The sequence below is a fragment of the Pseudomonas vancouverensis genome, assembly GCF_004348895.1.
Lineage (GTDB): Bacteria > Pseudomonadota > Gammaproteobacteria > Pseudomonadales > Pseudomonadaceae > Aquipseudomonas > Aquipseudomonas vancouverensis.
In genome coordinates this window covers 45,162-69,899 of sequence record NZ_RRZK01000007.1, presented here as the reverse complement: position 1 = coordinate 69,899, position 24,738 = coordinate 45,162, and the positions used below count along the sequence as shown (strand labels likewise).

21 protein-coding genes and 1 tRNA gene are annotated in these 24,738 nt (G+C 60.2%); 5 read left to right on the top strand and 17 right to left on the bottom strand.

Annotation, left to right across the window (positions count from 1 at the left end; genetic code table 11):
• Positions 1 to 145: 145 nt before the first annotated feature.
• Complete coding sequence (locus tag EIY72_RS04720) at positions 146 to 304, top strand: YqaE/Pmp3 family membrane protein (protein WP_003228885.1); 159 nt, start codon at positions 146 to 148, stop codon at positions 302 to 304.
• A gap of 107 nt (positions 305 to 411) precedes the next feature.
• Here the strand turns inward: EIY72_RS04720 and EIY72_RS04715 are convergent, their stop codons facing one another.
• The 10 genes from EIY72_RS04715 to EIY72_RS04670 form a co-directional block, all read right to left on the bottom strand.
• Complete coding sequence (locus EIY72_RS04715) at positions 412 to 2,238, bottom strand: S9 family peptidase (protein WP_093229490.1); 1,827 nt, start codon at positions 2,236 to 2,238, stop codon at positions 412 to 414.
• Positions 2,204 to 3,364, bottom strand: a complete 1,161-nt coding sequence (gene pqqE, locus EIY72_RS04710) for a pyrroloquinoline quinone biosynthesis protein PqqE (protein WP_093229493.1) — start codon at positions 3,362 to 3,364, stop codon at positions 2,204 to 2,206. The genes EIY72_RS04715 and pqqE overlap by 35 nt, the downstream gene beginning before the upstream one ends.
• Positions 3,336 to 3,611 carry a pyrroloquinoline quinone biosynthesis peptide chaperone PqqD gene (gene pqqD / locus EIY72_RS04705; RefSeq protein WP_093229496.1) on the bottom strand — a complete coding sequence of 92 codons (276 nt, stop codon included), beginning with the start codon at positions 3,609 to 3,611 and terminating at the stop codon, positions 3,336 to 3,338. Before pqqD ends, pqqE begins: the two co-directional genes overlap by 29 nt.
• Entirely contained in the window at positions 3,608 to 4,360 is a 753-nt protein-coding gene (pqqC, locus tag EIY72_RS04700; protein ID WP_093229499.1) for a pyrroloquinoline-quinone synthase PqqC, read from the bottom strand. The genes pqqD and pqqC overlap by 4 nt, the downstream gene beginning before the upstream one ends.
• 23 nt (positions 4,361 to 4,383) lie before the next feature.
• Positions 4,384 to 5,295: a pyrroloquinoline quinone biosynthesis protein PqqB gene (pqqB, locus tag EIY72_RS04695; protein ID WP_093229502.1), complete on the bottom strand. Its 912-nt coding sequence runs from the start codon at positions 5,293 to 5,295 to the stop codon at positions 4,384 to 4,386.
• Positions 5,296 to 5,376: 81 nt separating this feature from the next.
• On the bottom strand, positions 5,377 to 5,451 hold the full coding sequence (gene pqqA, locus EIY72_RS04690) for a pyrroloquinoline quinone precursor peptide PqqA (RefSeq protein ID WP_003444522.1): 75 nt from the start codon (positions 5,449 to 5,451) through the stop codon (positions 5,377 to 5,379).
• 158 nt (positions 5,452 to 5,609) lie between these two features.
• Positions 5,610 to 8,039: a pyrroloquinoline quinone biosynthesis protein PqqF gene (gene pqqF / locus EIY72_RS04685; protein ID WP_093229505.1), complete on the bottom strand. Its 2,430-nt coding sequence runs from the start codon at positions 8,037 to 8,039 to the stop codon at positions 5,610 to 5,612.
• Positions 8,040 to 8,077: 38 nt separating this feature from the next.
• The gene (locus tag EIY72_RS04680; RefSeq protein ID WP_093229508.1) at positions 8,078 to 8,872 is read right to left on the bottom strand and encodes a carbon-nitrogen hydrolase family protein; all 795 of its coding nucleotides are present in this window, start codon (positions 8,870 to 8,872) and stop codon (positions 8,078 to 8,080) included.
• 12 nt (positions 8,873 to 8,884) lie between these two features.
• Positions 8,885 to 10,567, bottom strand: coding sequence for a flavin monoamine oxidase family protein (locus EIY72_RS04675; RefSeq protein WP_093229511.1), 1,683 nt, complete (start codon positions 10,565 to 10,567; stop codon positions 8,885 to 8,887).
• Positions 10,568 to 10,798: 231 nt separating this feature from the next.
• Entirely contained in the window at positions 10,799 to 11,260 is a 462-nt protein-coding gene (locus EIY72_RS04670; RefSeq protein ID WP_093229514.1) for an Lrp/AsnC family transcriptional regulator, read from the bottom strand.
• 130 nt (positions 11,261 to 11,390) lie between these two features.
• Here EIY72_RS04670 and EIY72_RS04665 point away from each other — a divergent pair, with 130 nt between their 5' ends.
• On the top strand, positions 11,391 to 12,017 hold the full coding sequence (locus EIY72_RS04665; protein ID WP_093229517.1) for a peptidase M41: 627 nt from the start codon (positions 11,391 to 11,393) through the stop codon (positions 12,015 to 12,017).
• 57 nt (positions 12,018 to 12,074) lie between these two features.
• On the opposite strand, the gene EIY72_RS04660 is transcribed toward EIY72_RS04665, so the two are convergent.
• The 5 genes from EIY72_RS04660 to rpsU form a co-directional block, all read right to left on the bottom strand.
• Positions 12,075 to 12,151, bottom strand: a tRNA-Ile gene (locus EIY72_RS04660).
• 15 nt (positions 12,152 to 12,166) lie between these two features.
• Positions 12,167 to 15,913, bottom strand: a complete 3,747-nt coding sequence (locus tag EIY72_RS04655; RefSeq protein WP_093229520.1) for a bifunctional diguanylate cyclase/phosphodiesterase — start codon at positions 15,911 to 15,913, stop codon at positions 12,167 to 12,169.
• Between the two features lie 123 nt (positions 15,914 to 16,036).
• Positions 16,037 to 17,884 (bottom strand): RNA polymerase sigma factor RpoD, encoded by a 1,848-nt coding sequence (gene rpoD / locus EIY72_RS04650; protein WP_093229523.1) that lies wholly within the window; start codon positions 17,882 to 17,884, stop codon positions 16,037 to 16,039.
• Between the two features lie 67 nt (positions 17,885 to 17,951).
• Positions 17,952 to 19,919 (bottom strand): DNA primase, encoded by a 1,968-nt coding sequence (dnaG, locus tag EIY72_RS04645; RefSeq protein ID WP_093229526.1) that lies wholly within the window; start codon positions 19,917 to 19,919, stop codon positions 17,952 to 17,954.
• Between the two features lie 481 nt (positions 19,920 to 20,400).
• On the bottom strand, positions 20,401 to 20,616 hold the full coding sequence (gene rpsU / locus EIY72_RS04640; RefSeq protein ID WP_002551877.1) for a 30S ribosomal protein S21: 216 nt from the start codon (positions 20,614 to 20,616) through the stop codon (positions 20,401 to 20,403).
• A gap of 199 nt (positions 20,617 to 20,815) precedes the next feature.
• On the opposite strand from rpsU, the gene tsaD reads away from it, so the two are divergent.
• The gene (gene tsaD, locus EIY72_RS04635) at positions 20,816 to 21,841 is read left to right on the top strand and encodes a tRNA (adenosine(37)-N6)-threonylcarbamoyltransferase complex transferase subunit TsaD (protein ID WP_093229529.1); all 1,026 of its coding nucleotides are present in this window, start codon (positions 20,816 to 20,818) and stop codon (positions 21,839 to 21,841) included.
• A 23-nt stretch (positions 21,842 to 21,864) separates the two neighbouring features.
• Here the strand turns inward: tsaD and plsY are convergent, their stop codons facing one another.
• The gene (gene plsY / locus EIY72_RS04630; protein ID WP_093229532.1) at positions 21,865 to 22,434 is read right to left on the bottom strand and encodes a glycerol-3-phosphate 1-O-acyltransferase PlsY; all 570 of its coding nucleotides are present in this window, start codon (positions 22,432 to 22,434) and stop codon (positions 21,865 to 21,867) included.
• Between the two features lie 74 nt (positions 22,435 to 22,508).
• Between plsY and folB the strand changes: the two genes are divergently transcribed.
• Entirely contained in the window at positions 22,509 to 22,865 is a 357-nt protein-coding gene (gene folB / locus EIY72_RS04625; protein WP_093229536.1) for a dihydroneopterin aldolase, read from the top strand.
• Positions 22,856 to 23,377 carry a 2-amino-4-hydroxy-6-hydroxymethyldihydropteridine diphosphokinase gene (folK, locus tag EIY72_RS04620; protein WP_093229540.1) on the top strand — a complete coding sequence of 174 codons (522 nt, stop codon included), beginning with the start codon at positions 22,856 to 22,858 and terminating at the stop codon, positions 23,375 to 23,377. The genes folB and folK overlap by 10 nt, the downstream gene beginning before the upstream one ends.
• A 78-nt stretch (positions 23,378 to 23,455) precedes the next feature.
• On the opposite strand, the gene EIY72_RS04615 is transcribed toward folK, so the two are convergent.
• Positions 23,456 to 24,685 carry a multifunctional CCA addition/repair protein gene (locus tag EIY72_RS04615; RefSeq protein ID WP_093229544.1) on the bottom strand — a complete coding sequence of 410 codons (1,230 nt, stop codon included), beginning with the start codon at positions 24,683 to 24,685 and terminating at the stop codon, positions 23,456 to 23,458.
• Positions 24,686 to 24,738 lie beyond the last annotated feature (53 nt).

The window sequence follows — 24,738 nt, the reverse complement described above, 5'->3', positions numbered from 1 at the left end:
ATAACGCACGCCTCACGCCTGATTCTTTTGGCGTGGGGCGTTTTTTTGTCCAAAGGCCAAGGACGGATTGACTGAACCCTGACGAACGGCAAGGGTCGACTGGCAGTAGGGTTTGTATGAACCCATTTCAATCAGGAGCTGCCCCATGGACTTTATTCGCATCATCATCGCCATTCTGTTGCCGCCCTTGGGTGTATTCCTGCAAGTCGGATTCGGCGGGGCGTTCTGGCTGAATATCCTGCTGACGTTGTGCGGCTACATTCCGGGGATCGTGCACGCGGTGTATATCATCGCCAAGCGTTGAGCCGTGGGTCGTCGATAAGGATCGCTTTCGCGGGCAAGCTCTCAGGCCGTACACAAATCCTTTGGGAGCGAGCTTGCTCGCCACAGTCTCGGCACGATGCGCGCAAGTCAGTCCAACTGCTCCATCACCCGCTTATAAAACAACCACTCCTGCTCCAGCGCATGGGCCTGGTTGACGGCCTTGCGAAAGCCATGGCGTTCATCGGCGTAGTAGTGCGCCTCAACCAGAACGCCGTTGTCTTGCAACGCCGTCACCATGTCGCGGGTCTGTTGTGGCACGACCACCGCGTCCAGTTCCCCCTGAAAAAAGATCACTGGCACACGGATGTTGCCTGCGTGCAGCAGCGGCGTTCGGGCAGCGTAGCGTTCTGCATCCCGCTGCGGATCGCCGATCAACCAGTCCAGATAATCGCCTTCGAACTTGTGAGTCGCACGACCCAGTGCCACGGGATCGCTGACCCCGTACAGGCTGGCGCCGGCCCGGAACACCTTGTGAAAGGCGAGCGCACAGAGCGTGGTGTAGCCGCCGGCACTGCCGCCGCGAATGAAGGTCCGGTCGGCGTCAATCAAGCCACGCTCGGCCAGGTGACTGACCACCGCGCAGGCGTCTTCGACATCCACCTCGCCCCAGCTCAAATGCAGCGCCTGACGATAGGCACGGCCATAGCCGCTGCTGCCGCGGTAGTTGAGGTCTGCCACGGCAAAACCGCGTTGTGCCCAGAACTGGATGCGCGGATCAAGCATCGGATAGCACGCCGACGTCGGGCCACCGTGAATGAACACCACCAGTGGTGGCTTCGTCTCGTCGGTCATTGCCGGGTAGAAAAACCCATGGGCGTCGCCCGACGCACTGGGATAACACAGAGTTTGTGGAAGGCTGATCCGCTCGACGGGCAAGGGTGCAATACCACCGGCCAGCACGCGGGTTGCGCGAGTCTGACGGTCGATGGCGATCACCGCCGTCGAGTTGGTCGGTGACGCAGCGATGCAGTAGATGAACTGTTCATCCATGGCCAGATGGCGAAAGCGCGTGTAATCGCCCGTAAAGTCTTCGAGGGTGTCGCCACACAGGCCCAATCGGCCGAAGCCACCTTCAGTCCAACTGGCCAGGTAGCAATCATCGTCCAGCGGCAACCAGGTACAGCCGCCAAGTTGCCAAGGTGCTGGCCCATGATCGGCGGCCGCACTCGGCAAGGGACTCAGCCCGTTTTCTGATTCTCTCCAGGGCTGCCAGTAACCACCGCGATCGGACAGGCAATACAGGCGATTGTTGGCATCGAATCGCGGCTGCTGCACGGACTCTTGATCGCCGTCGCCAGCGAAGCAGCGTGGCACAGCAAAACGCCCATCCGGTTGGCGCTCGGCAACCATCAGGCGGGTGGCGGTCCATGGCTGATCGGGGCGGCTCCATTCGATCCAGGCCAGGCGCCTGGTGTCTGGGCTGAGGGTCGGCGCGGCATAGAAGTCCGCGCCTTCGGCCAACACCTGGCGCGTGCCGTCGTGCAAGTCGATGGCCACCAATCGGTGCTGATCACGAAACTCTTCCACCGCCAGCACTTGCTCATTGGCGTACTGAAGATCGCCATAACGGCACTCGCCGGATGTCAGCCTTTGCGGCGCATCCCCCCGCAATGACTGGCGATACAACTGCTGATCCGCCTCGTTGACGAATACCACCCCGTCATCCGTCAGGCAAAACGCGCCACCGCCATATTCGTACACCCGACTGCGCACACTGAAGCCCATTGGCGTCAGACATTTCGCTGAGCCTTCGAACCAATGCCAGATCCGGCACGCGCCATCGGCGGGGCGGTACTCGTTCCAGAACAGGCCATGAGCACCAAGCTGCAATTCGGCAAAGTCGACGCCGGCCGCAACGGCGGTGGCGGCACTCAGGGGTTCAGCTTTTGGCGATGAGGCGTGAGTTTCGTTCATTGCGGAAGGCCAGTTGATCGATGGTCTGGGTTGCGTGCTCGGCTTCTTCGCGGGCCTTGAGAATCACCTCGTGATGATGCGACTTGCTGCACACAGGGTCGGCATTGCTCGCGTCACCGGTGAGCATGAAGGCCTGACAGCGGCAGCCACCGAAATCTTTTTCTTTCTCGTCGCAGGAGCGGCACGGTTCGGGCATCCAGTCATAACCGCGAAAGCGATTGAAGCCAAATGAGTGGTACCAGATGTGCTGCATGCTGTGGTCGCGCACATTGGGAAATTGCACCGGCAGTTGTCGGGCGCCGTGACAGGGCAGCGCGGTGCCGTCCGGTGTCACCGTCAGAAAAATACTGCCCCAGCCGTTCATGCAGGCTTTCGGGCGTTCTTCGTAATAGTCCGGCGTGACGAAGATCAGCTTGCATGGATGCCCTTGGGCTTCCAGTTTGGCGCGATATTCGTTGGTGATGCGTTCGGCGCGCACCAGTTGCTCACGGGTGGGCAACAACCCGACTCGGTTAAGCTGCGCCCAGCCGTAGAACTGGCAGGTGGCGAGTTCTACGAAGTCCGCTTCGAGGGCGATGCACAGCTCGATGATGCGGTCGATCTGGTCGATGTTGTGCCGATGGGTGACGAAGTTCAGCACCATCGGATAGCCGTGGGCCTTCACCGCACGGGCCATTTCCAGCTTCTGCGCGAAGGCTTTTTTCGAACCGGCCAGCAGATTGTTGACCTGTTCGTCGCTGGCCTGAAAGCTGATCTGGATGTGATCGAGCCCGGCTTTCTTGAAATCGCTGATTTTCTGCTCGGTCAGGCCGATGCCCGAGGTGATCAGGTTGGTGTAGAAACCCAGTTGCCTTGCTTCATGAATCAGCTCGGCCAGATCCTGGCGCACCAGAGGTTCGCCACCGGAAAAACCCAACTGCGCGGCGCCCATCTCCCGCGCCTCGCGAAACACCTTGATCCACTGCTCGGTGCTCAGCTCCTTGCCTTGCTCGGCGAAGTCCAGCGGATTGGAGCAGTACGGGCATTGCAGCGGGCAGCGATAGGTCAACTCGGCCAACAGCCACAGCGGCAGGCCGACTTCAGGCTTGGGCGGCAGATCAGTCAAGGGTAATCCAGTGCTGCGCACGGGCAACCTCCATGAATTGCTCGATGTCGTCACCGAGCTCGGGTACGCCGGGGAATCGCTGGTCGAGCTCGCTGATGATCGTCGCGACATCGCGCTGACCATCGATCAGACCGCCGATCAGAGCAGCGCTTTCGTTGAGCTTGATCATCCCCTCGGGGTAGAGCAGCACATGGCCTTTTTGCGCCGGCTCGTACTGGAAGCGGTAGCCAGGGCGCCAGGTCGGAATCTTGCTGCGATCGAAACTCATAGGGTGATTCCTTTGTGCCAGACCCGCTCGGCGGTCACGCTGTGATACGGCGGGCGTTTGAGTTCGTAGGCCATGCTCATGGCATCGAGCATGCTCCAAAGAATATCCAGTTTGAACTGGAGTATTTCCAGCATGCGCTCCTGACCGGCCCGTGTCGTGTAGTGCTGCAAGGTAATCGCCAGACCGTGCTCGACATCCCGCCGCGCCTGACCCAGACGGGTGCGGAAATACTCGTAGCCGGCCGGGTCGATCCAGGGGTAATGCTGTGGCCAGCTGTCCAGGCGCGACTGGTGGATCTGCGGCGCGAACAGCTCGGTCAGCGAGCTGCTGGCCGCTTCCTGCCAACTGGCGCGACGGGCGAAGTTGACGTAGGCGTCCACGGCAAAACGTACGCCCGGCAACACCAGTTCCTGGGAACGCAATTGGTCCGGGTCGAGGCCCACGGCTTGACCCAGGCGCAACCAGGCTTCGATGCCGCCGTCTTCGCCGGGGGCGCCATCGTGGTCGAGCAGGCGTTGAATCCATTCGCGGCGGATTTCACGGTCGGGGCAGTTGGCCAGGATCGCGGCGTCTTTCAGCGGGATGTTCACCTGATAGTAAAAGCGGTTGGCAACCCAGCCCTGGATCTGTTCGCGAGTGGCCCGGCCTTCGTACATCGCCACGTGGTAGGGGTGATGGATGTGGTAATAGGCGCCCTTGGCGCGCAGGGCGGCTTCGAATTCGGCGGGGGACAATGGGGTGTCGGTCATCTTGGGTCTCCGGGGGCCATTAGCTACAACACAATACTCATGCCGTCATAGGCCACTTCCACATTGCGCCGCGCCAGCTCCGCGCGCTGCGGCGAGTCCTCATCAAGAATCGGATTGGTGTTGTTGATGTGGATGAGCACCTTGCGCTGCCGCGGCAGTTGCTCCAGCACTTCGAGCATGCCGCCGGGGCCGTTCTGCGCCAAGTGGCCCATCTCGCGTCCGGTGCGGGTGCCGACGCCACGCCGCTGCATTTCATCGTCGTCCCACAAGGTGCCGTCCACCAGCAGGCAATCGCTGTCGGCCATCATCTCGAGCAACGGCGCATCGACCTTGCCCAGCCCCGGCGCATAGAACAACTTGCCACCGGTGTTGAGGTCTTCGACGATCAGACCGATGTTGTCGCCCGGGTGCGGGTCGAAACGGTGCGGCGAGTAGGGCGGGGCGGCGCTGCGTAGCGGCAGTGGGGTGAAGCGCAAGCTCGGGCAGGCTGCAATGGTGAAGCTGCGATCGAGCTCGATGCGATTCCAGTTCAGCCCGCCATTCCAGTGGGTCAGCATGTTGAACAGCGGGAAACCGCTGCTCAGGTCTTCGTGGACCATGTCGGTGCACCAGACCTGATGCGGGCAACCTTCGCGCAGCATGAGCAGACCGGTGGTGTGATCGATTTGACTGTCCATCAGGATGATCGCGCTGATGCCGGTATCACGCAGGGCGCGGCCCGGTTGCATCGGGGCGAAGCTCGCAAGCTGGGCGCGGATGTCCGGGGAGGTGTTGCACAGCACCCAGTTCACGCCGTCAGCGGAAATTGCGATGGACGATTGGGTCCGTGCCTTGGCCCGCAGGCTGCCTTCGCGAAAGCCTGCACAGTTCGCGCAGTTGCAGTTCCATTGGGGGAAACCACCGCCGGCAGCGGAACCTAGAATCTGGACAAACATGGGGGCTCCATCATTTCAACGCCGAAAATAAAACGCCCCGGATGTCCGAGGCGTTGTGCTGCATCGCTACCAGAACAGAGATTAGCGGCTGGCGAAGTACATGGTGACTTCAAAGCCGATACGCAGGTCGGTGTAGGCAGGTTTGGTCCAGGCCATATGTTGAACTCCTTCAGATGTGATGGGACAGCGCTATCTATGGGTATATTCCACCTCATTTCAGAGATGTTCAAGATAGTTAGGTGGCTATGTTACTCAAAGATTCCAAAAGTTTAGTCATGAAACATTGAGAAAGCTCATTACCGCTCCGGTAACGATCACCGGCTCGCCTGCCAAGGCATCCCCGGATTGGCGGAACTGGCCAGGCAGCGCCAGCCGCCATCGGCCCTGGTCAGGCGCTCGAGCGAATCTAACAGCGCGGCGCGCTCGATTCGCAGAATTTCCGTGGGTAATTGTGTCAAGTAATCCGACGGGCGGCTGGCCAGTGTGCTCTGCCAAAGCAACTCGGCGGCCTGAGTCGTAGATAACGTTGCTGGGGAAAACTGCTCGGCCAGTGCCTGGCGTCGGCCATTGAAAGTGCTGTCGTCCATGGCGTTGATCAGGTCGGGCAACGCATGCAGGAACTGTTCAATGTGTTGCAGCAGCGCCTTCGGCTCGGTCGACGGTGACTGCACGCCGAACAGCAGACCGGTTTGCCCGTGCATCTGCCGCAAGCCGCTGAACACGGCGTAACCGAGTTGCAGCTCGACGCGCAGACGTTGGTAGAACGGCGTCTGGCAGACATGGGCGAGTAGACGCCATGCGGCTTCGTCGGCCAGTTCCGGGCCAGGCGCGGGACAGAACAGTAGCAAAGCGTGTTCGCTGGCGCCGGTGTCGATATGAGTCCACCAGTGTTGCGAGGGGATCGACGTGACAGGCGCTGGGTCCGTTTGCGCCGTTCCCGGAATGCGGCTCAATGCCAGTCCCATGGCCGCTTGGGTCTGGGTGGAGAAACCGACGGCGAGACCTGACCAGTGCGCAGTCGACCACAGTTGTTGCAGATCCTCCGATTCAGCCGCGTTCTCTATGCAACGGTCGGGCAGCACCTTGAGCAGTTGGCGAATCGGTATCAGTGCAGGAGCGGTCGCGGGTGCCTGTAGGAAAGTGCTGTCCACAGTAGTCAGCGCTTTCAGGGCATGTTCGAGAACACGCGGCATCGGTTCCTGCAAGCCGGTCAGCGTCAGCAGCCATTCATTGGCCGAGGCACTGAAGGCCATTTCCACACCGGCCTGAAGCGCGTCTTCACGCAGCGGTTGAAGGCTGTGTTCCAGTGCGGCTTGCAGGTGAGCGCCGGGCGCGAATGCCAGGCGCCAACGCACATATACCGCACCTTCATCGGCAGTGTCCGGTAACGCCTGGCTGAACTGCATGGGCGACCGTTCACGACGGCTGCGCGAACGGTCCTGGGCAAACGTACGCAGACCTCGGTGGGCGCTGGTCTGTCCACGAATCAACCCGGCATTGGCGGCAGATGCTTCGGTGCGCAAGAACGGATTGGGCGAGGGCAATTGCCAGGTGCCGGTGAAGTTATCCACAGCGCCTATCTGCGTGAAGATGTGCTTCAAGGCGATAACGCCCTGTTCGGACAACCCGTTTTCACGTTGCTCGCTGTCCAGCCGAGCCAGTTGCAGCGCGCCGCTGACGTGTTGCTGGCGCTGCAGCAGGGTGGCGTATTCTTCGCGCAACCGCTTCCAGTCTTGCTGGGCGAAGAACCCGAGCCAGTCCGCGAGACGTTCAGCGATGCCGGTGGACGCAGGGTTGGCCGGCAGAGTGAATTCCAGGTGCAACAAGGCTTGCCCGGCGAATTGATACAGCGGTTGCGCCTTGAGGTTGTCCGCCAGGCCCTGCTCGCGCAAATCGGCCAGCAAGCTTCCGGGCTTCGCTGAGTTGAGCCAGTGGCACAGAAACGCCAGCGCCTCGGTGGAGGATTCGAGCAGGTCCTCCAGGGCAAACAGCAGGCCCAGGCGACGCTCGCCAGCCTGTTGATAACTTTTCTGCGGCGTATTCATCAGCGGCGTCGGCGCTTGCTGTGGCACCACTTCACCCTCGGCGATGGCACCGGCAAAGGTTTCAGCCAGAGTCCTCAGCTCGTCGATACTCTGCGGACCCACCAGGCTCAGGGTCATCTGCCCGGTCTGATAGAAGCGCTGATAAAAATCGCGCAAGGCCTGCTGAAATTCAACCTGCTCCACCGGCAGGCTGTCGCGGTTACCGGCATGAAAACCACGCAGCGAATGCGCGTCCGAGAGCCCATTGAACAATGTCTGCTGCTGTTGTGCCTGGGCATCCTGAGACCAGGCAACAAATTCCGCCTGCAGCACTTCCCGTTCCCGCAACTGATCGTCGGTATTCATACGCGGGTGAGCGAGCATGTCTGACAGACGCTGCAGGCCACCGGCAAACGCCTGGGCGGGCAACTCGAAAAAGTAAGCCGTGGTGCGCTCGCTGGTGCGCGCATTCAGCTGGCCGCCGTGCCGTTGCACGTAGGCCATCAACCCTTCGCTGTCAGGAAAACGCTCGGTGCCGAGAAACAGCAGGTGCTCAAGGAAGTGCGCCAGCCCCGGCCAGGCCAGCGGCACATCATGGCTGCCCACGGCCACGCGCAATGCGGCTGCACAGCGTTTCAGATTCGGCGCATGACGCAGCGTCACCCGCAGACCGTTGGCAAGGGTTTCAGTGAGGGGGCGGGGATGATTCAGCGCGGGCATGGGCACTTCCAGAACAGTGAAGTGCCCATGCTAGCGGATTAGGGCTTGTTCAGCTCGCCGTAAAGCTCGGGACGGCGGTCGAGGAAGTAGCGGTTGGCGGCGCGGGAGTCGAGCATCAACTGCCGGTCCAGTTCGCCGACTATCAGCGCTTCATCCAGCCCGGCCTGGGCGACGCGGTTGCCATCCGGCGCGGCGATGCTGCTCTGGCCGCAGTAGTGGATATCACCCTCGCTGCCGCAATAGTTGGCGTAGGCCACGTAGCACTGGTTCTCGAAAGCTCGGGCGCGCACGGTGACGTCAGCGATGAAGTCGTAAGGAATCATGTTGGCGGTCGGCACCAGGATCAGCTCGGCACCGGCCAGGGCCAGACGCCGGGCGTTCTCCGGGAATTCCACGTCATAGCAGATCAGGAAACCGAGCTTCCAGCCGTTGAGCTCGACGATGGGAAACTGGTCCGCCCCTGCGCTGAACATCGAGTTGTCCAGGTCACCGTACAAGTGCGTCTTGCGGTAATTGCACAGGCGCTCGCCATTGGCGTCGATCAATTGCACGGCGTTGTAGATCTGCCCGTCGGCGGTGCGTTCGGGATAACCGTACAAAATGGCGATTCCGGCGGTTTTAGCGATGCGTGCGATCTGCTGCGCGGACTCACCGTTGTGCACCTCCGCCAGCACGCTGACGGCATCGACGCCGATGTTGTAGCCGGTCAGGAACATCTCCGGCACCACCAGCAAGTCGGCGCCTTTGGCTTCCAGTGCCAGCTGATGCAGGCGTTGCAGGTTACCGGCGACATCCAGGGGCAGCGGTGGACATTGGTAAAGGGCTACGCGCATTTCGGATTCCTCTTACTCGGGCAGGGCGATCGGTCCAATCTCGTTGAACACATCTCCTGGACCCGGGTTTTCGGCGTGAGTTTCACCGCCGAAGTGTTTCATGATCCCCCATACCGCATTGAGCGAGGTTTGCACCGCACCTTCCACCCAGGCCGGCGTCCACGACACATCGTCACCCGCGATGAAAATTCCGCGTTGCTCAGCCGGCATGTCGTCCTGCATGAAGTGCGCATACATGCGCTGGTTGTAGCGGTAGTGACCCGGCAACGCACCTTTGAAGGCTCCAAGGAAATGCGGGTCGGCTTCCCAGGAAACGGTGATCGGATCGCCGATAATGCGCGCCGCGATGTCGACTTTCGGGTAGATCTTTTTCAATGCATCCAGTGCCAGCTTCACGCGCTTTTCCACCGGGTGCGGGAGCATTTTCAGCGCGTCGCTCATCCATGAGTACGACAGGCAAATCACGCCAGGCTTGTCGTCGCCGTTGTCGAACAGATAGGTACCACGGGTCAGGCGATCGGTGAGGGTCATGCTCATCAGGTCGCGGCCGGTCTCCGGGTCCTTGTCCTTCCAGAACGGCCGGTCGACCATCACGAAGGTTTTCGACGACTGCATGTAGCGCGTGCGGTCCAGGGCCATCCACATCTTTTGCGAGAACAGGCTTTCGTCGCATTCGATCTGGGTGGTCAGCAGCCAGCTCTGGCAGGTGGTCAATACCGCGGCGTATTCACGGGTGTCGCCCCAGTTGTCGGTGACGGCGAAACGACCGCCCGGTGCGTGGGCAATCTTCTTCACCCCGGTGCGCGGCGCGCCGTTGTGCAGGGAGCTGAGGCTGGTGCCTTCAGGCCAGTGCACGCAGCGCTCCGGCACATGGCGCCAGATGCCTTGCGGCACCTGTTCGACGCCGCCGACCACAAGGTGCTGGTGATCGTCGCAGTTGGTCATCACTACGCGGAAGATTTCCAGCATCGAGTTGGGGAAGTCCGAGTCCCAGCCGCCGGTGCCAAAGCCGACCTGACCGAACACTTCGCGGTGATGGAACGACAGCTTGGCGAATGCCTTGGAGGTGGCGACAAAATCGTAGAAAGTGCGGTCGTCCCACAGTGGCACGAGGGTGTTCCAAAGTTCTTTCAGGCGCGGCACGTCCCGATCGCGGATGGCTTGCTGGATGTCGGAGAACTGCGAACCGGCTTCCAGGGCATCGGCCCAGGCGTCAGCCACTTCCTGGAACAGCGCAGGAAGATCCGCCAGTTTCTGTGCGTAATGGGTTTTACCTTCCAGGTCGATCACGGTGCTGCCCGAGGCAGGTGTCAGCGGGTTCGGGAAAGGCTTGGTCTCAAGGCCGAGCTTGTCGACGTAGTGATAGAACGCAGTGGACGACACCGGGAAGCGCATGCCACCCAACTCGGCGACAATGCCCTCGGCACCGTTGAACGCCTGGGAACGCAGGCGGCCACCCATTTTCGACGCCTCATACACCACAGGTTTGAGGCCCAGCTTCATCAATTCATACGCGGCCACCAGCCCTGCGATACCGGCGCCGACAATCGCCACTTCGGCACCGTGGTTGTGCGCGGGAATGCTGCCCAGACCGGCCGGGTGTTCGATCCAGTCGTCGAAAGCGAAAGGAAAGTCCGGGCCGAAAATGGTGACTGGTTTCTTACCGTCTGCAGGATGGCGATTGTTCTTGTTCATGGCTGACCTTGCTGGCGACCCGACGCGGAATGCGCATCTGAGTATAGGAAAAGATGCCAGCCATTCTAGAGAGCACAGAACACGTTAATAAGACGCAAAGTGTCGTCGTTATGCCATTTTATTGGTCGTTATGACGAAGTAGTAAATCAAAGTGACAATGATATCCCTTGTAGGAGCGAGCTTGCTCGCGATGGCGTCAGCTCAGGCACCCCTGAAACCCGAGCTGGCATGTCAAACCGGCTGCCCCCGATCAATCTTACTGCTCAGGATGATCGAAGTCGTGGTCTTCTCCACGCCATCCACACTGCCAATCTGATCCAGCAGCTGATCCAGTTGCTCCGGCGAATCGGTGCGCAACCACGCCACGTAGTCAAACTCGCCACTCACCGCACACAGCTGCTGCACCTGCGCCATGGCGCTCAAACGTCGCAATACTTCCTTGCCCGAACGCGGCTGCACGGTAATGCCCACATACGCCTGCAAGCCGCCATCCACCACTCGCTGACCCAGACGTACGCCGTAGCCGGTGATCACCTTGGCCTTCTCCAAACGCGCCAGTCGCGACGTCACCGTCGTGCGCGCGATGCCCAATTGCCGGGCGAGCATGGCCACACTTTCGCGAGCATTGATTTGCAGGGCCGCGATCAACTGGCGGTCGATTTCGTCGAGAACTGGCGGGCGGGTATCGGACAAAGGGCAGGCTCCAAAGGCGTGGATCAATGGTCCGGCATGTTACAGGCTCGTTTGGCAAGACGCTTGTGGCCGTAGGCATGCACGTGCAATCGGCTAGGATGGAAGCAGTCGAACCTGCGAGTTCAAGGACATGACCAGAAAACTTCCTCCCGCCGTGCGGGACCGCGCCCTGCAAATCGCCCATCACGAAATGGGCCACTACGTCATGGCCCGCGCCCTGGGGTTTGCAACGGGAAGCGTGCACCTGACCGTGACCATGGATCTGCGCCATCAAGGCGGCGCATCCATCAGCCTGGCGCAGCCCATCACTTCCATGCACGCCATACAGGAATACCTGCAATCTCGGGTGATGATCCTCATGGCGGGCGCCATGGCCCAGTCGCTGACCTGTAAACATGCCGTCGACAAGGCTAAAGCCACCGCCATTCTCAAAGGTGGCGGTGGGGCAGAGCAGGACTTCTCCAAGATCCGCGAGCTGCAGCACTTACTGCGCAACATGGCCTACCCCGATACCGATCCGACGGCGACCGAGCGCATCGCGGCGCAACTGAAAACCATCTCCGATCAAGCCTGGAATCAAGCTCAGGCAATCATTGAGGAGCAGGCTGAAACCATTGCCGAGTTGGCCGGGATGCTGGTCGCTGCCATGGCCCTTGTGGAGCAGTGGGGGCGGCCGGCGGATACTTATGAGGGCGTGTTGACCGGACCGGTGCTGGAGCGGTTGGGGAGTGCGTTATTCGATAAAGCCGCACTTTGACTAAAGGCAGGCAAGCACCAGACACGAAAAAGCCGCGCATTGCGCGGCTTTCTTGTTTGGTGGGCCCACACGGACTTGAACCGTGGACCAAAGGATTATGAGTCCTCTGCTCTAACCAACTGAGCTATAGGCCCTCAGTAGGTCGCGGATTATAACGACGGTTTCGCAGCTGTGCCATCCGAAAAAGCCTTTAGCGTTGTACGAAGAAACGTCGCGGCGAATTCGTCGGGGGGCAGGGGCAGGCTGACGATGTAGCCCTGGATTTGTTCACAACCCTCGTATGCGAGGAATTGCTGCTGCGCCTGGGTCTCGACGCCTTCGGCAATCACGGTGAATTGCATGCTGCGCCCCAGCGCGATGATGGCGCGCACGATCGCGGCATCGTGAGGGTCGTCGGGCAGGCCGCGGACGAAAGACTGGTCGATCTTGAGGATGTCCAGTGGCAGGCGCTTGAGGTAGCTCAGGGACGAGTAACCGGTGCCGAAGTCGTCGATGGCCAGTTGCACGCCCAGTTGCTTGAGTTGGTGCAGCACTGCCAGCGCTTCTTCGGCCTGGCTCATGATGAAGTTTTCGGTGATTTCCAGTTGCAGGAAGCCGGGGTTGAGGCGGTTGTCCTTGAGCAGTTGTTCGATGCGTCCGAGCAGGTTCGGCTGGCGCAGTTGTGCGCCGGCGAGGTTGACCGACAGCGGGCCGAGGCCTTCGTACAGCTGGTTCCACTCGAACATCTGGCGGCAGGCGGTCTCCAGGACCCAGTCGCCGATTTGCAGGATCATGCCGTTTTCTTCGGCCAGCGGGATGAAGTGTTCCGGCGGCACGTCGCCAAAGGTCGGGTGACGCCAGCGGATCAGGGCTTCGGCGCCGACCAGGCTGTAGTCCTCGAGACTGATTTTCGGCTGGTAATACAAATGCAGTTCGTTGCGCTCGATGGCGCGACGCAGTTCGTGCTCAAGGGCCACGCGTTCGCTGGCCTGGGCGGTGAGGTCGCGGGTGTAGCTTTCCACGCGGTTGCGGCCCTTGGCCTTGGAGCGGTACATCGCGGCGTCGGCGTTCTTGATCAGGGTGGCGACGTCGCTGCCATCCTTGGGATAGAGGCTGGTGCCGATGCTCGCGCTAATGAAGAACTCATGCTCGCCAGCCTGGAACGGCGCGCCGAAACAGTTGAGCAGCTTGCTGGCGATGTGGTCGGCATCACTGGACTGCTGCAGGCCAGGCAGGAGGATGATGAACTCGTCACCACCCAGACGCGCGACGGTGTCGATATCACGCAGTTGCTCCTTGAGACGCACCGCAATGCCTTTGAGCAGCAGGTCGCCGACCGGGTGGCCGAGGCTGTCGTTGATGTGCTTGAAGCGGTCGAGGTCGAGAAACAGCACGGCGCCTTGGCCGCCATGTTCCTGCTGGCTGTTGAGAGCCGTCAGGAGGCGGCTTTCGAACAGGGTGCGGTTCGGCAGGCCGGTCAGTGGATCGTGGTGGGCCTGGTAGTCGAGCTTGGCCTGGGCATGTTTGAGGCTGGAGATGTCGGCAAACACCGCAACAAAGTGGGTGATGAATTTGTCGCGGTTGCGCACGGCGCTGATGGTCAGCCAGCTGGGATAAAGCTCGCCGTTTTTGCGGCGGTTGGAGATCTCGCCCTGCCAGTGCCCCTCGGCTGTCAGTTGATGCCACATGGCGGCGTAGAAGGCGCTGTCGTGCAGGCCGGAAGCGAGCAGGCGCGGCGTGTGACCGAGGGCTTCGCTTTCGCTGTAGCCGGTGATTTCCGTGAACGCGCGGTTGACCGCGCTGATGTGTTGTTGGGTATCGGTGATCAACACGCCTTCGGCGGTGCTTTCGAACACGGTAGCGGCCTGTTGCAGTTTTTCCTGCATCAGGTGGCGTTCGGTGATGTCCCGGGCGATGGTCAGCATGCAGTCTTCGTCGCCGATCGGCAGCGGACGCGTCGATACTTCGCACAGGCGAATCTGCCCGTCACTGCGGCGAATGTGGCAGCTGAAGTCGCGGACGAAGCCGTCGCGGTGCAGCAGGTCGAGCATCTGCTTGCGTTCGTTGAGGTTGACCCAGATCCCCAGGTCCAGCGCCGAACGATCCACCGACATCGCACTGTTGAACCCGGTGATGCGGCTGAAGCCTTCGTTGACTTCGATCAGCAGGCCATCGCTTTGTCGGGACAGCAGCAAGCCGTCAGGCGAGGCGTGGAAGGCCTTGGCGAATTTCTCTTCGGAGGTTTGCAGTTGTTGCTGGGTTTCCTTGAGCTGGGTGATATCACGCACCACGACCACCAGAGCCGGCGTCATGTCCAGGTCGAAGGGCTCGGCGGAAATCAGGCCGGTGAACACCTGGCCGTTGCTGCGGCGAAAGGGCATCTCCAGGTTACGGATGCTGCCGGCCTGCAAGCGCTGCAACAAACCCGGTCCCACCCCCGGGATGCCCCAGATATTGAGGTCGGTGGCGGTTTGGCCAATGACGTCTTCGGCCTTGAGGCCGATCTGCTCTTCGAAGGCTTCGTTCACTTCCAGCAGGCAGCCGTCGGAAAGCCGCGCGATCACCAGGATGTCCGGACATTGCTGGAACACCGAGGCGAATTTCTGCTCGGACAGGCGCAAGGCCTCTTCCGTGCGCTTGGCATCGGTAATGTCGATCATCAGCCCGCGCATGATCGGCTCATGACCGTGTTCGATCAGGCTGACAATGTCACGCACCCACAGGCAGCGGCCGTCGGCGGTAATCACCCGGTAATCGAGGCGATGATCGCGCCCGGCCAGCACTTCGTGATCGCAGTAGGTCTGCGCCCGGGTCAGGTCGGCGGGGTGAATGATGTTGCGCCAGAAGCCCGGGATCAGCCAATGGGACAGGGGATAACCCAGCAGGTCTTCGGCATGGGGCGAGACGTAGCTGTAGGTGAAATCGTTGACCTTGGCTTCCCAGGCGATGGCCGACAGGCTCTCCACCAGACCGCGGTAGTGGTACTCGCTGCTGCGCAGCTCCTGCTCAAGGTCGATGCGCCGGGCGATCTCTGAACTCAGCCGGCGGTTGATGCGGATGACCACACCCAGCACGATGGTCAGCAGCAGCAAGCCTGGCAAGCCATAGATCAGCACGTCGTTCCAGAGCGTACGATGATCAAGGACGTTGCCGACCCAGTGTTCCTGAATGGCACTGATCTCGGCGGGGCTCATGTCTGCCAGCACTTTATCGAGAATGCCGATCAGCACTTTGTCGTCTTTCGGTACGCCCATGGCAAGTTGGTAGCGATAGGGCGTTTCGCCGCTGACATACAGCCCTTCGAGCTTGAGTTGACGCAGACTCCAGACGCTGGAGGCCAGATCGCCGACCACGGCATCCACCTCGTCAGTGGCCAGCGCCTGCAACGCTGAACTGACATTGGGCATCGCCACCAGATTCAGGTCAGGATTGTGAATGCGCAGCAGTTCGTGCGGGGCGTAGTTTTCCACCACTGCGATCTTCAAGCCGTACAGGTCTTCGATCTTGCGTGGCTGTTTGCCGCCCACGTGAGCCAGGATGACGATCGGGAAGTCCAGGTATGGGCGGGTAAATGACAGGAACTGCTGGCGCTCCGGGGTCGACATGACACCGGGCAGCAAATCCAGTTTGCCTTGTTTGGCTTGTTCGAGCACGGCGGTCCAGCTCACCGGCTCAATGGGCGTGAGCTTGATGTTCAGACGCTGGCGTACCAGGTTGATGTAGTCAGCCGCCAGGCCCTGGTAGGTGCCCTCTTCGTCACGAAACTCGAAGGGCGGCCATGAGGCATCCACACCCAGGCGCAAGTCGGGGTGTGCCGTCAGCCAGCTACGTTCATCATCAGTCAGAGTCAGCGCGCCAGCCGTTGCGGTCCAGGTCATCAGCGACAGCAAAAAAAGCACGGTCGGCAGTCTGGGCATAACGGTCTCGTTATGGCTCGGGGGAATGTTTCGAGTGTAGACGGGCTATACGACGGAAGGAGTGATGCGAGGGATTTAATGTTTATGAAACAAAACCCCCGGCCTGGGCCGGGGGTTCTGGTATTACTCGTCGAGGAAGGAGCGCAGATGCTCGCTTCGCGTCGGGTGGCGCAGCTTGCGCAACGCCTTGGCTTCGATCTGACGAATCCGCTCACGGGTTACGTCGAACTGCTTACCCACCTCTTCAAGCGTGTGGTCGGTATTCATGTCGATGCCGAAACGCATGCGCAGGACCTTGGCTTCACGGGCAGTGAGGCCGGACAGTACTTCGCGAGTCGCTTCTTTCAGGCTCTCAACGGTGGCGACATCGATTGGCGACTGCATGGTCGAGTCTTCGATGAAGTCACCCAGATGGGAGTCTTCGTCATCACCGATCGGGGTTTCCATGGAGATCGGCTCTTTAGCGATCTTCAATACCTTGCGGATCTTGTCCTCAGGCATTTCCATGCGTTCGCCCAGCTCTTCGGGGGTCGGTTCGCGACCCATTTCCTGCAACATCTGCCGGGAAATACGGTTGAGCTTGTTGATCGTCTCGATCATGTGCACCGGAATACGGATGGTGCGGGCCTGGTCGGCGATCGAGCGAGTGATCGCCTGACGGATCCACCAGGTGGCATAAGTCGAGAACTTGTAGCCGCGACGGTATTCGAACTTGTCTACCGCTTTCATCAAGCCGATGTTGCCTTCCTGGATCAGGTCGAGGAATTGCAGGCCGCGGTTGGTGTACTTCTTGGCGATCGAGATCACCAGACGCAAGTTCGCTTCAACCATCTCTTTCTTCGCACGGCGGGCCTTGGCCTCACCGATCGACATGCGACGGTTGATGTCCTTGATTTCTGCAATGGTCAAACCGGTTTCGGTTTCCAGTGCGGTCAGCTTTTGCTGGCAACGGATGATGTCCGGCTGCAGGCGACCAATGGCTTCAGCGTATTTGCTTTTGCCTTTGGCCAGGCCTTCGCTCCAGCTTTCGTCGATTTCGTTGCCCGGGAACTGGCGCAGGAAGTCGGCACGCGGCATGCGTGCATCACGAACGCACAGTTGCATGATCGCGCGTTCTTGCTGACGCAGACGGTCCAGGGCACTGCGCACACGCTCAACCAGGGCTTCGAATTGCTTCGGCACCAGTTTGATCGGCATGAACAGGTCAGCCAGGGCCAACAGCTCGGCAACCGCTGCCTTGTTGTGGCGACCGTGCTTTTTCAGGGCCTTGCGGGTGATTTCCATCTGATCAGCCACGGCGCCAAAGCGCTGTGCGGCAATGATCGGGTCCGGACCGCTTTCGGCTTCTTCTTCGTCATCCGAAGCTTCACCGTCTTCGTCGTCGTCGGCGTCATCCGCTTTCACGGTTTTTGCGTCGATCGGCGGCGGCACTTCTGCCGCTGGCGGCGCAATGCCGTCGTCCGGGTCGATATAACCGCTCAGAACGTCGGACAGGCGACCACCTTCGGTGGTGACGCGGGTGTATTCGGAGAGAATATGATCAACCGTGCCAGGGAAGTGCGCGATTGCGCTCATCACTTCACGGATGCCCTCTTCAATACGCTTGGCGATTTCGATTTCGCCTTCACGCGTGAGGAGTTCCACCGTACCCATTTCGCGCATGTACATGCGCACCGGGTCGGTAGTACGACCAATGTCGGTCTCGACCGCAGCCAACGCAGCAGCTGCCTCTTCGGCCGCGGCTTCGTCGGTATCGGCGTCGGCCAGCATAAGGGAATCCTTATCTGGCGCAACCTCGAATACGTTGATCCCCATGTCATTGATCATGCGGATGATGTCTTCCACCTGTTCCGGATCTGAAATATCCTCCGGCAGGTGGTCGTTGACCTCCGCGTAAGTCAGGTAGCCCTGCTCACGACCAAGTGTGATCAACTCTTTGATACGAGACTGCTGTTGCGCTTTTCCGGACATAACACCCTATCCACTGAAGGTCTTGGCGGGCAAAAAACAAGCCGAGGATTATACCTGAGCTATGACCTCACGCGCCAGTTGAGGTCGGGTTTGATGCGGAAACATTGCGACTTAAAAGGTCGCGCAGTTGATTTTTCTCTTCGGCACTCAATTCGCTTTGACGTGCTTTTCTGAGAAGTTGTTCCAGGTTTCGCTCGCGTTGGCGGGCTGACAAGCTAGTAATGGTGTCGAAAAACTGTTGTTCAAGGTTGTCTCCTTCAATCAGCCATTCCTTTTCCGCCAAGGCCTTGAGCAAACGGCCTTGCTCGGTGCCGTGCCAACGCGCGATCAACTGAATTGAGTTTAGCTTGGGATTCTTCTGCACGGCTTCGAGCAGGGCGACCAGCAATTGCGTATTGGTGTGGTCTTCGGCGGCGAAGTGCCCGGCATCCTCGACCTTCTCGGCCAATTGCGGGTGATGCAGCAATGTGCGCAAGGCGGCCAGGGTCGGCGGTTCTACGGCGGCGGGCACGCGTGGGGCGCGGGGTTGATCACGGTCGCCGCCACGCTTGCCGTTCTTGTCCCAAGGCTTCTTGTCCCATTTCTTGCCTCCTGCACCGGGCTTCTTCGGCGTCCATTCCTGCTGCGGCACATACATGTCCTGTGCCTGCGGCTGATGATAGTCGCTGTAATCGGGCATCGCGTCGTAATCGATGCCCGGATCGTAGGCCGGTGGCGCTTCCGGCGGGGCGCTTTGCGCCAGCTGACTGACCGCTTCGCCGCTCAGGCCGGTGATTTCACTCAGGCGCTGACGCATCAGGATGCGCAGGTTGGCACCGGGCACTTTGTCGATCAACGGCGCGGCAAGCGTGGCCATGTGGGCCTTGCCTTCCAGTGAGCGCGGATCGGCTTCTTCGGTCAATTGCTGGAAGAAGTAATCCGCCAGCGGCTGTGCGTGCTGGTTGATGCGGGCGCGGAAGGCGTCTGTGCCTTCGGAGCGGACCAGGGTGTCCGGGTCTTCGCCTTCGGGCAGGAACAGAAAGCGTGCACGGCGGCCATCCTGCAGGCTCGAAAGGGTCGCCTCCAGTGCGCGCCACGCGGCGTTGCGCCCGGCCTGGTCGCCGTCGAAACAGAACAGTACGTTAGGCACCACACGAAACAGACGCTTGAGGTGTTCTTCGCTGGTGGCGGTGCCGAGCGTCGCAACGGCATTGCGCAGGCCTTGCTGGGCGAGGGCAATGACGTCCATGTAGCCCTCGACGACGATGATTTCGTCGAGGTTGCGATTGTTCTTGCGGGCTTCGTAGAGGCCGTAGAGTTCCTGGCCTTTATGGAAGACCGGGGTTTCCGGTGAGTTCAGGTACTTCGGTTTGTCATCGCCCAGCACCCGGCCACCAAAGGCAATGACGCGCCCGCGGCTGTCGCGGATCGGAAACATCACGCGGTCGCGGAAACGGTCGTAACGCTTGCCGGTCTCGGCGTTCTCGATCAGCAGGCCGGCATCGATCATCGCCTTTTGCTGCAAGGTGTCGCTGCTCAAGTGCTTGAACAGGTTGTCCCAGCCGGGCGGGGCGAAGCCAAGACCGAAGTCGCGTGCGATTTCACCGGTCAGCCCGCGGCCTTTCAAATAGTCCACAGCAGCTTTGCGCGACGGATGGCTTTTCAGGGCCTGGCGATAGAAATCGGCGGCGGCAGTGAGCAGCGGGTATAACGGCGAATCGGTCGGCTGGCGTGGTTTGTGCGCCCGGCCGCTTTCTTCCCGGGGGATTTCCATGCCTGCGGCTTTGGCCAGTTCTTCGACGGCCTGGACGAAATCCAGGTTGTCGTGGTCCATGATGAAGCCAAGGGCGTTACCGCCGGCGCCGCAGCCGAAGCAGTAGTAGAACTGCTTGTCCGGGCTGACGCTGAAGGACGGTGTTTTTTCCTTGTGGAACGGGCAGCAGGCGGTGTGGTTCTTGCCGGCTTTTTTCAGTTGCAGGCGCGAGCTGACCACGTCGACGATGTCGGTGCGGTTCAGAAGGTCGTCAATGAAGCTCTGGGGAATCAGCCCGGCCATGGCGTTCTCGTCATCTGCGCTGTGTGGAGCCCGAAACGAAGGGCAATCAAACGCGGGTCGTTGTGTGAGGCACGCAAAATGTGCGGCTCGACCAGTGTTGTCTGCTTGATCATTGTCGGGAAGTGTATCTGCCGAAAATCCACTGACGTTAATGCTTGTCAGTATTCGACCGTTTGAAAGTGTTGCGCTGAATCCGGCTACGACCTGTCAGGGCCTCGGATAGCTCATCATGTGGCACGCATGCAGGTGCCTTGGGCTGATCGTCGTGAGAGGAATCAGTGGGTGTGCTCGTCAGCAGCCTTGAAAGGCTCGTCAGAAAAGACGTGCACCGCTGGCAAAAGAGCCAGGTCTGACGCGGTGAAGCAGATTTGTCTCGGTCGCGTCTGCGGCTTTGACAGTGAAGCATCAAGCGTTTTACGCAAATGCCATAAGCCCGGCTGAGGGCCGGGCTTGGCAGAAGCTTGCTACGATCGTCTGTGTATTAGTACAGACGAACGGCGCGGCGCTGTTCGCGCTGAACTTTCTTGGCGTGACGCTTAACAGCAGCAGCTGCCTTGCGCTTACGCTCAGAAGTTGGCTTCTCGTAAAATTCGCGGCTACGAACTTCAGCCAGTACACCGGCTTTTTCGCAGGAGCGCTTGAAACGACGCAGAGCTACGTCGAAGGGTTCGTTCTCTTTTACTTTGACGGCTGGCATCCAGAGCTACCTTCATTCATTACCGGGGTCAACATCCTCGCGGCAAAAGAGCACTTGAAGACGTCGGTTTTTAAGGGTTGCGGATGTTAACCCCTCAACGCTCGGAATGCAAAGCCTCTGATCGAAAACCGCTGGTCGGGGCATCACGTGGCGACTATTATGCGCGCCTTCGAATTCAGCCTAAACAAGGCGCAAACCCATGCTAGTACTGGGATTAGAAACCTCCTGCGACGAAACCGGCGTCGCACTTTACGACAGTGAACGTGGCCTGCTGGCCGACGCGCTGTTCAGTCAGATCGACCTGCATCGCGCCTATGGCGGTGTGGTGCCGGAGCTGGCCTCGCGCGATCACGTAAAGCGCATGCTGCCCTTGATTCGTCAGGTGTTGGCCGAAGCTGACTGTGTGCCGACAGAGATCGATGCGATCGCCTACACCGCGGGTCCCGGCCTGGTCGGCGCGTTGCTGGTCGGTGCTTCCTGCGCTCAGGCGCTGGCCTTCGCCTGGGGCATTCCGGCCCTCGGTGTGCACCACATGGAAGGTCACTTGCTGGCACCAATGCTGGAGGCTCAGCCGCCGGAATTTCCGTTCGTCGCTTTGTTGGTGTCCGGTGGTCACACACAGCTGGTTCAGGTGGATGGCATCGGTCAATACAGCTTGCTCGGCGAGACACTCGATGACGCCGCCGGCGAAGCGTTCGACAAGACCGCGAAGATGATGGGGCTCAATTATCCGGGCGGACCGGAAATCGCCAAGCTGGCGGAGAAGGGCACTGAAGGACGTTTTACCTTCCCGCGCCCGATGTGCGATCGCCCGGGGCTGGATTTCAGCTTCAGTGGCCTGAAAACCTTCGCGCTGAATACCTGGCAGCAGTGTGTAAGCGCCGGGGACGACAGCGAGCAAGCCCGTTGCGACATCGCGCTGGCGTTCCAGCAGGCCGTGGTGGAGACTTTGACCATCAAGTGCAAGCGTGCCCTGAAAGCGGCCGGCATGAAGCGTCTGGTGATCGCCGGTGGTGTCAGTGCCAACAAGGCATTGCGCACGTCGCTGGAGAAGATGCTCGGCGACATGAAGGGAGACGTGTTTTATGCCCGTCCACAGTTCTGCACCGATAACGGCGCCATGATTGCCTTTGCCGGATGCCAGCGATTGCAGGCGGGCCAGCAGGAAAGCCTGGCGATCAGCGTGCAGGCGCGTTGGCCGATGGAGCAATTGACGGCGTTGTGATGAGTAACGCTCATGTCCGGCATCTAAAAATGCCGTTCGCGCCCGGCAAACAGGTCGCGTAGATTGCCGCGGTGGCGCCAGACGATCAGTCCGGTGAGCGCGCTCATCGGCAACAAGGCGGCCGGTTCCTGCCAGGCCAAAAGCGGTAGGGTCAACGGCGTGGCGATCAGTGCCGCCAGCGAGCTGGTGCGGGTCAGGTAGAACGTCAGCAGCCAGGCGCAGACAGCGAGCAAGGCTGCCGGAGCGTAGAGTCCCAACAGCATGCCGGCAGCGGTGGCGACACCCTTGCCCCCGCGGAAGCGGAAGTACAAGGGGTACAGGTGACCGATCACGGCGCAGACGCCGATCCAGGCCTGTTCCTGCGGTAAAAGGCCGGCAAGACGCGCAATCAAAACCGGTAACAGGCCTTTGCAAAGGTCGCCGAGCAAGGTGAGGATGGCGAGTTTTTTACCGGCAAGGCGCAACATGTTGGTGGCGCCGGCATTACCCGAGCCGCCCATTCGCGGATCGGGGTTACCCGTCAGGCGGCTGAGCAAAATGGCGAAGGACAGCGAGCCGAGCAGGTAGGCGAGAATCGCCAGTAACCAAAACATGCTAACTATTCCGGGCGAGGACGCCCTGATTCTAACGGCGCATTGCGCCCTTGTCGTGCAGCGGAGAGAAGTGCTTGGACAGAGTGTTTATCGAGGGCCTGGAAGTCGACACTGTCATTGGTGCCTACGACTGGGAGCGAGGCATCCGACAGTGCTTGCGTCTTGATCTGAGCTTTGCCTGGGATAATCGCCCGGCTGCTGCCGGTGATGACCTGACCCTGGCGCTTGACTACGCCAGTGTTTCCTCGCGTATCCAGGTCTTTGCCGAGCAGGCCCAGTACCAGCTGGTGGAAACCTTCGCCGAGCGTCTGGTTGAAGTGCTCATGAGCGAATTCAAGATCACCTGGGTACGCCTCAAGCTGACCAAGCCAGGCGCCGTCCCGGCGGCCATTGGCGGTGTGGGTGTGGAGATAGAGCGCGGATGTCGCTGACTCAGGTGTACCTCGGGCTCGGTAGCAATATCGAGCGTGAAACCCATTTGCGTGCAGGCCTCGATGCCTTGGCTGAGTTTCTGGTGGATATCCGCTGCTCGGCGGTATTCGAGAGCCAGCCGGTGGGCATCAAGAGTGGGCCATTCTTCAATTTCGTGGTGTCGGCGTTCACCGATTTGCCGTTGATGGAGTTGGATCGTCGCTTGAAGTTTATCGAGGCGGATAACGGTCGTTATGCACCGGATCGCCGAGGTTTGCCCCTGGATATCGACGTTTTGTTGTTCGGTGATCTGGTGGGGAATTTCGATGGCTTGATCCTGCCTCGGGCGGAGATCCTTAAAAACGCGTTTGTGTTGTGGCCGTTGTCGCTGATTGCACCGGACAGGGTGCATCCGGGTGTGGGCAAAAGCTTTGCCGCGTTGTGGGCCGAGTCGCAGATCGATCAGGTGCTGGCGCCGGTGGGGTTTGAGTGGCGGGGTGAGCAGCTCACTCCTACAGATTTGTTGGGATAGCGAAATAGCTATCGCGAGCAGGCTCGCTCCTACAGGTGCGATGCAAGTCCTGTAGGAGCGAGCTTGCTCGCGATTCTTTCAAGCTGACGCCGCCTCTTTGTAAGCCTTCAGCGCCTTTAGTCGCTCACGTTTGATCGCCTCGCCGAGCTCCGGGCCTTTGAATCCCTGCTCCAACAACGGCTGAACGGCCACGTTACGGGCAGCGGTTGCCGCGCCTCGCAAATAATCGGCCTGTGGATAACTTCGCTGCTCGAACCCTGTACGTCCGCGTGCGTCCATTTCGCACGCGGCGATGAACTCCTCGAAGCGCTGCGGGCGACGGTAGACATCAAAGCTCTGCAGCAGCTCCAACAACGTCGAAGGTTTCAGTTCCAGGGCGCGATGGCCGTGGGTGTGATATTCACCCACCAACAGGGCCAGTTCCGCACAGTCTCGCGGCACCTTGAAACGCTCATTAACGGCTTTGATGAGTTTCAGGCCCTTGAATTCGTGGGCAATGTGCCGTGGCCATTCTGCTTCGGGTGTCAGACCTTTTCCCAGGTCATGCAGCAGGCAGGCCCAGCGCACGGTCAGCGGCTGCTTGTGCAGGGCCGCTTGTTGCAAAACGCTCAGCGTATGTGCGCCGGTATCGATTTCCGGGTGATGGGCCGGCGGTTGCGGCACGCCGAACAGTGCGTCCACTTCCGGCATCAGCACCTTCAGTGCGCCGCACGCGCGCAATACTTCGATGAACACCTGTGGCTGGTCTTCCATAAGGGCGCGGGAAATCTCCTTCCAGCTGCGCTCTGGTGTCAGTGCTTGCAGCTCGCCGGAGTCGCTGAGCTGACGCATCAACTCAAGGGTTTCCGGGGCGACGGTAAATCCCAGCCCGGCATAGCGCGCTGCGAAACGGGCAACACGCAGCACCCGGAGGGGATCTTCGGCAAACGCGGGGGAAACGTGACGCAACAGGCGATCTTTCAGGTCGCGCTGCCCATGGTAAGGGTCGGTCAGGTTTTGCTGGTCATCTTCGGCCATTGCATTAATGGTCAGGTCGCGACGAATCAGATCTTCTTCGAGGGTGACTTCTGGGCTCGCGTGAAAGGTGAATCCGCCGTAGCCGCGGCCGCTTTTGCGTTCAGTGCGGGCAAGGGCGTACTCCTCACCGCTTTTGGGATGCAGAAACACTGGAAAATCCGCCCCTACCGGACGAAAACCCTTGGCGAGCATTTCTTCAGTAGTGGCACCGACCACCACCCAATCGATGTCGGTGACCGGTTTACCCAGCAGGCGGTCACGTACGGCACCACCAACTTTATAAATACGCATAAAAAACCTCCGTTAGCTCGACAGGATACCCCTTGCATCGAGCTTTCGGAGGC

Coding starts and splice junctions, on each gene's coding strand:
- EIY72_RS04720 (WP_003228885.1), top strand. CDS start 146: ATGGACTTTATTCGCATCATCATCGCCATTCTGTTGCCGCCCTTGGGT.
- EIY72_RS04715 (WP_093229490.1), bottom strand. CDS start 2,238: ATGAACGAAACTCACGCCTCATCGCCAAAAGCTGAACCCCTGAGTGCC.
- pqqD (WP_093229496.1), bottom strand. CDS start 3,611: ATGAGTTTCGATCGCAGCAAGATTCCGACCTGGCGCCCTGGCTACCGC.
- pqqC (WP_093229499.1), bottom strand. CDS start 4,360: ATGACCGACACCCCATTGTCCCCCGCCGAATTCGAAGCCGCCCTGCGC.
- pqqB (WP_093229502.1), bottom strand. CDS start 5,295: ATGTTTGTCCAGATTCTAGGTTCCGCTGCCGGCGGTGGTTTCCCCCAA.
- pqqF (WP_093229505.1), bottom strand. CDS start 8,039: ATGCCCGCGCTGAATCATCCCCGCCCCCTCACTGAAACCCTTGCCAAC.
- EIY72_RS04680 (WP_093229508.1), bottom strand. CDS start 8,872: ATGCGCGTAGCCCTTTACCAATGTCCACCGCTGCCCCTGGATGTCGCC.
- EIY72_RS04675 (WP_093229511.1), bottom strand. CDS start 10,567: ATGAACAAGAACAATCGCCATCCTGCAGACGGTAAGAAACCAGTCACC.
- EIY72_RS04665 (WP_093229517.1), top strand. CDS start 11,391: ATGACCAGAAAACTTCCTCCCGCCGTGCGGGACCGCGCCCTGCAAATC.
- EIY72_RS04655 (WP_093229520.1), bottom strand. CDS start 15,913: ATGCCCAGACTGCCGACCGTGCTTTTTTTGCTGTCGCTGATGACCTGG.
- rpoD (WP_093229523.1), bottom strand. CDS start 17,884: ATGTCCGGAAAAGCGCAACAGCAGTCTCGTATCAAAGAGTTGATCACA.
- dnaG (WP_093229526.1), bottom strand. CDS start 19,919: ATGGCCGGGCTGATTCCCCAGAGCTTCATTGACGACCTTCTGAACCGC.
- rpsU (WP_002551877.1), bottom strand. CDS start 20,616: ATGCCAGCCGTCAAAGTAAAAGAGAACGAACCCTTCGACGTAGCTCTG.
- tsaD (WP_093229529.1), top strand. CDS start 20,816: ATGCTAGTACTGGGATTAGAAACCTCCTGCGACGAAACCGGCGTCGCA.
- plsY (WP_093229532.1), bottom strand. CDS start 22,434: ATGTTTTGGTTACTGGCGATTCTCGCCTACCTGCTCGGCTCGCTGTCC.
- folK (WP_093229540.1), top strand. CDS start 22,856: ATGTCGCTGACTCAGGTGTACCTCGGGCTCGGTAGCAATATCGAGCGT.
- EIY72_RS04615 (WP_093229544.1), bottom strand. CDS start 24,685: ATGCGTATTTATAAAGTTGGTGGTGCCGTACGTGACCGCCTGCTGGGT.